Origin of the sequence: Candidatus Nitrosarchaeum limnium BG20, from assembly GCF_000241145.1 — an archaeon.
Lineage (GTDB): Archaea > Thermoproteota > Nitrososphaeria > Nitrososphaerales > Nitrosopumilaceae > Nitrosarchaeum > Nitrosarchaeum limnae.
The window spans coordinates 1-3,661 of record NZ_AHJG01000091.1 but is presented as its reverse complement, the minus strand read 5'-3'; the positions used below and the strand labels follow the sequence as shown (position 1 = coordinate 3,661).

Annotated in this window: 5 protein-coding genes; 2 read left to right on the top strand and 3 right to left on the bottom strand. The window is 31.5% G+C overall.

Features of this window, described 5'->3' with window-relative positions; genetic code table 11:
- Positions 1–751: fibrillarin-like rRNA/tRNA 2'-O-methyltransferase (locus tag BG20_RS02680; RefSeq protein WP_010190619.1), on the top strand; the 751-nt coding region annotated here is incomplete at its 5' end.
- Here BG20_RS02680 and rnhB read toward each other — a convergent pair.
- On the bottom strand, positions 752–1,369 hold the full coding sequence (gene rnhB, locus BG20_RS02675; protein ID WP_010190617.1) for a ribonuclease HII: 618 nt from the start codon (positions 1,367–1,369) through the stop codon (positions 752–754).
- A gap of 61 nt (positions 1,370–1,430) precedes the next feature.
- Here rnhB and BG20_RS02670 point away from each other — a divergent pair, with 61 nt between their 5' ends.
- Entirely contained in the window at positions 1,431–2,603 is a 1,173-nt protein-coding gene (locus tag BG20_RS02670; protein WP_010190615.1) for a tRNA (guanine-N1)-methyltransferase, read from the top strand.
- Here the strand turns inward: BG20_RS02670 and BG20_RS02665 are convergent.
- Both BG20_RS02665 and BG20_RS02660 read right to left on the bottom strand, forming a co-directional pair.
- Positions 2,571–3,164 (bottom strand): RlmE family RNA methyltransferase, encoded by a 594-nt coding sequence (locus BG20_RS02665; protein ID WP_010190613.1) that lies wholly within the window; start codon positions 3,162–3,164, stop codon positions 2,571–2,573. The two genes, BG20_RS02670 and BG20_RS02665, sit on opposite strands and share 33 nt — an antisense overlap.
- Positions 3,161–3,661 (bottom strand): helix-turn-helix transcriptional regulator (locus BG20_RS02660; RefSeq protein ID WP_010190612.1); only part of this gene is annotated, 501 nt, incomplete at its 5' end. The genes BG20_RS02660 and BG20_RS02665, both read right to left, overlap by 4 nt.

Below are 3,661 nucleotides of genomic sequence, written 5' to 3'. Positions count from 1 at the left end.
TCTAAACAAAGAGAGAATAGAAACTATAGAGACAGAACAGATTCTAAATCAAATAAAAATAAAAAGAGATCAAAGTTTGAACGAAGGTAATTATGAATTTTTTTGGATAAACTCAGATGGTGAAAAAAAGCTAGCCACTGAAAATTTAGTTATTGGAAATCAAGTATACAATGAAAAATTAATTACAAAAAAAGGAACTGAATACAGATTATGGGATCCATTTAGAAGTAAATTAGCAGCAGCAATAATGAACGGTTTAGAAATATTTCCATTTAAAAATAAATCAACTGTATTATATCTAGGTGTATCGACAGGTACCACAGTTAGTCACATTTCAGATATTGTTGGACCGACAGGATTAATTTTTGGAGTAGAGCATGCAAGTAGAGTAGCTAGAGATTTTTTAGATAGAGTAGCTTCTCATAGAGCAAACATAATACCAATTTTACAAGATGCAAGAAGACCAAAAGAATATTTTTCAGTATTTGGAAAAGTAGATGTTGTATATGTAGACATTGCACAGCCGGATCAAACAAATATCGCGATAGAAAATTGTAAAATGTATCTAAAAAAAGATGGTTATTTCTTTTTAGTTATAAAAACAAGGAGTATAGACGTTACAAAATCACCAAAAAAAATTGTAGATGAAGAGATTGAAAAAATGGAAATGTATTTTGAAATATTACAGGTAATAGATCTTCATCCATATGATAAGGATCATGCAATGGTAATTGCAAAATTTCTAAAATAATTAACTTTCTAGAATTTTTTGAGTTGGTTTCCAGCTTTTACGCACAAAAACTGGAAGAATCTGGTTTGTTTTATAATACAACTTTACAAAATCTATAGTTTTAGAATCAGATGGGTAGCCACTTCCCAAATCATGATTTTTTCTTAATTTCATTATTTCTCGATCTCTAGTGACTTTGGCAATGATTGATGCAGCAGAGACAACAATAAACCTACTATCAGCATGATGATATGAACGAATTTTTTTGTTGTTTGATAACTTTGAAATTTCTTTACCAAATCTATTAGGATTTACATCACATGAATCCACATACGATGTGTCAGGATTTAATTTCAGAATTACTTTTGCCATATATTTTGCCTCTAGATGATTAAGGTCATGCTTCTTAACACTTGCATCAATCAATTTTGGAGAGATTTTTGCCACATAGTAATTATCCACAAGTGAAATTATTTTTTTATAAAGTTCTTCTCGCAGTTTTGGAGTTAATTGTTTTGAATCCTTGACACCAAGTAGTTTCAGTTTAGATACATCAGATTTTTTTAAAGATACTCCAGCAATCACAAGAGGGCCCAACATAGAACCACGTCCAGCATCATCAACTCCGCAAATCTGCACGGATTTTATCTTAAAGCACACGTATTAAACCATTATAGGCTAAACAATTGCAGAATAAGAAATGGAAATTCCAGATGAAACATTTGTCGAAATCATTGAGGGTAAAACCAAAGTACTAGTTCCAAAAAAATCGATTACTGATAAGGTTCCACCAAAAGAACCAGCTTTTTTTAATCCAAAAGCTAGGGTCAATAGAGATTATTCAGTAATAGCATATAGTTCATTTCTGAAAAAATTTGTGGGACCAAAAATATTTTTGGAGGGATTAACAGGTGTTGGAATTAGAGGATTACGAGTTGCAAATGAATTACAAATAGAAAAAGTAATTATCAATGATCTAAATCCAACTGCACTAAAAATGGCAAAATATTCAGCTCAACTAAACAAATTAAAAAATATTGAATTTTCAGAAATGGAAGTGTGTAGATTTTTAAGTAAATTTTCAAAAAAAGATAAAAGAGGTTCAATTACAGACATAGACCCATTCGGTTCTCCAGCTCCGTTTTTTGATTGCGGTATAAGAGCTACAATGCATGGTGGAATTCTTTCCACTACAGCCACAGATCTTCAGGTATTAAACGGTCTTTATCAGAATGCTTGTAAAAGAAAGTATGGTGGAATTCCAATAAGAGTAGAATATGGAAATGAAATGGCAATTAGATTAATGCTTGGGTGTCTTAGAATGGTTGCAGGAAGAATTGGAGTTGAAATTGTCCCATTATTTGCAGAAAGCAATATGCATTATTATAGAATATACGTGCAAGTTCTTATCAGACAGGATCAAAAAGAAAACATTGGGTATATTCTTCATTGTAAAAATTGCGGGGATAGAAGAATAGTACTAGAACAATATTATGAATGTGAGTTATGTAAATCAAAACTAAGTATAGGAGGACCATTATGGATTGATAAAATTTTCGATAAAGAATTTGTGGAAAACATGATTTTAGAAATCCCAGAAGTATCAGTAGACAAAGTGTGTGAAAAAACATTACAAAAATGTTTGAAGGAATCTGAAATGCCAGGGATTTACTTTACACTAGATGAAATTGCGGCTAAAATGAAATCATCTCCACCAAAATTAGAAGATGCAATAAAAAATTTACAGAAAAATGGATACATAGCAAGCCCTACATCATTTTGTCCTACAGGGTTTAGAACAAATGCAAACATAAAAGAAATAATTGATGTTTTTTCAGGTTTAGCCTGTAAACCCCAAGCAGACATAGTATAATTCACTGCTTTGTTTTCTGCTTGCTTCAGGTTTAGTTAGATTAATTCTAGAAAATTTCTTTTTTATATAATCTCTAAACTCCATTGAATATTCCCCATCAAATACTTTAAAAATTGCATTACCTTTATGCATCAAAACTTTATCCATAATTTTTGAACATGAGTAATTCAATGAAATTTGTATAGCATGATCAACTGACCAGTTTCCAGTTACTTGTGGAGAAAGGTCACAAATAACAGCATTAACTTTTCGTTCAAAATATGATAGAAGTTCATCTACTAAAAATTCATTTTCAATATTTTCTCTAATAATATGAGCCCCTGGAATTTCTTCCACATATGAGGTATCTACGCCTACCACCTTACCTTTGTTACCAACTAACTTGACTGCCATTTGTGTCCATCCTCCAGGTGCACATCCTAAATCAAGAACATAAAAGCCAGGTCCTATGATTCGATAAGAGTGATTTAGTTGTTTTAGTTTGTATGCTGCTCGACTTCGATATCCTTGTTCATGAGCTAATTTTCTATATTGATCTTTACGTGCATCTAGTAACTTCATTTCACTTTCGCAGGTTTTTTCATGTCAGCAAGAACCCAATCTTCAATGAATTGACAAGTTCTAGGACTTATTTCTCCTTCAAGTGAACATTTTTGTTCCACAGGACAAACAAGACACGGTGCATTCTCAATTGACAGAGTACTAATTGGTGTTTTCTTTAAAATTAGTTTGTACGTCCATCGACCTTTATCTAAAAGTTTTTCGCGGTAAATAGTTCCCATTCTTTCTAATTTTAATGCGAGTCTAGAACCATCCCTACTTGTAAGTTTGAGTTTTTTCCATAATTCACTTTGAAACATTCCTTCTGATTCACGTTCAGCTAAAACATCACAGATTTTATTTGTCAATCTTTCCATATCGACTTTTTCAATTTGGAAATTTTCAATTTCTTCATCAGTTAATTGCTCTTCTAGCTCTTCTTCTAATGTTTTTTCTTCTTCTTTTTTAATTTCTTCTAGTTCTTTCTTTGTCAGTTTTTTTGGTTTAGGTACAGATTC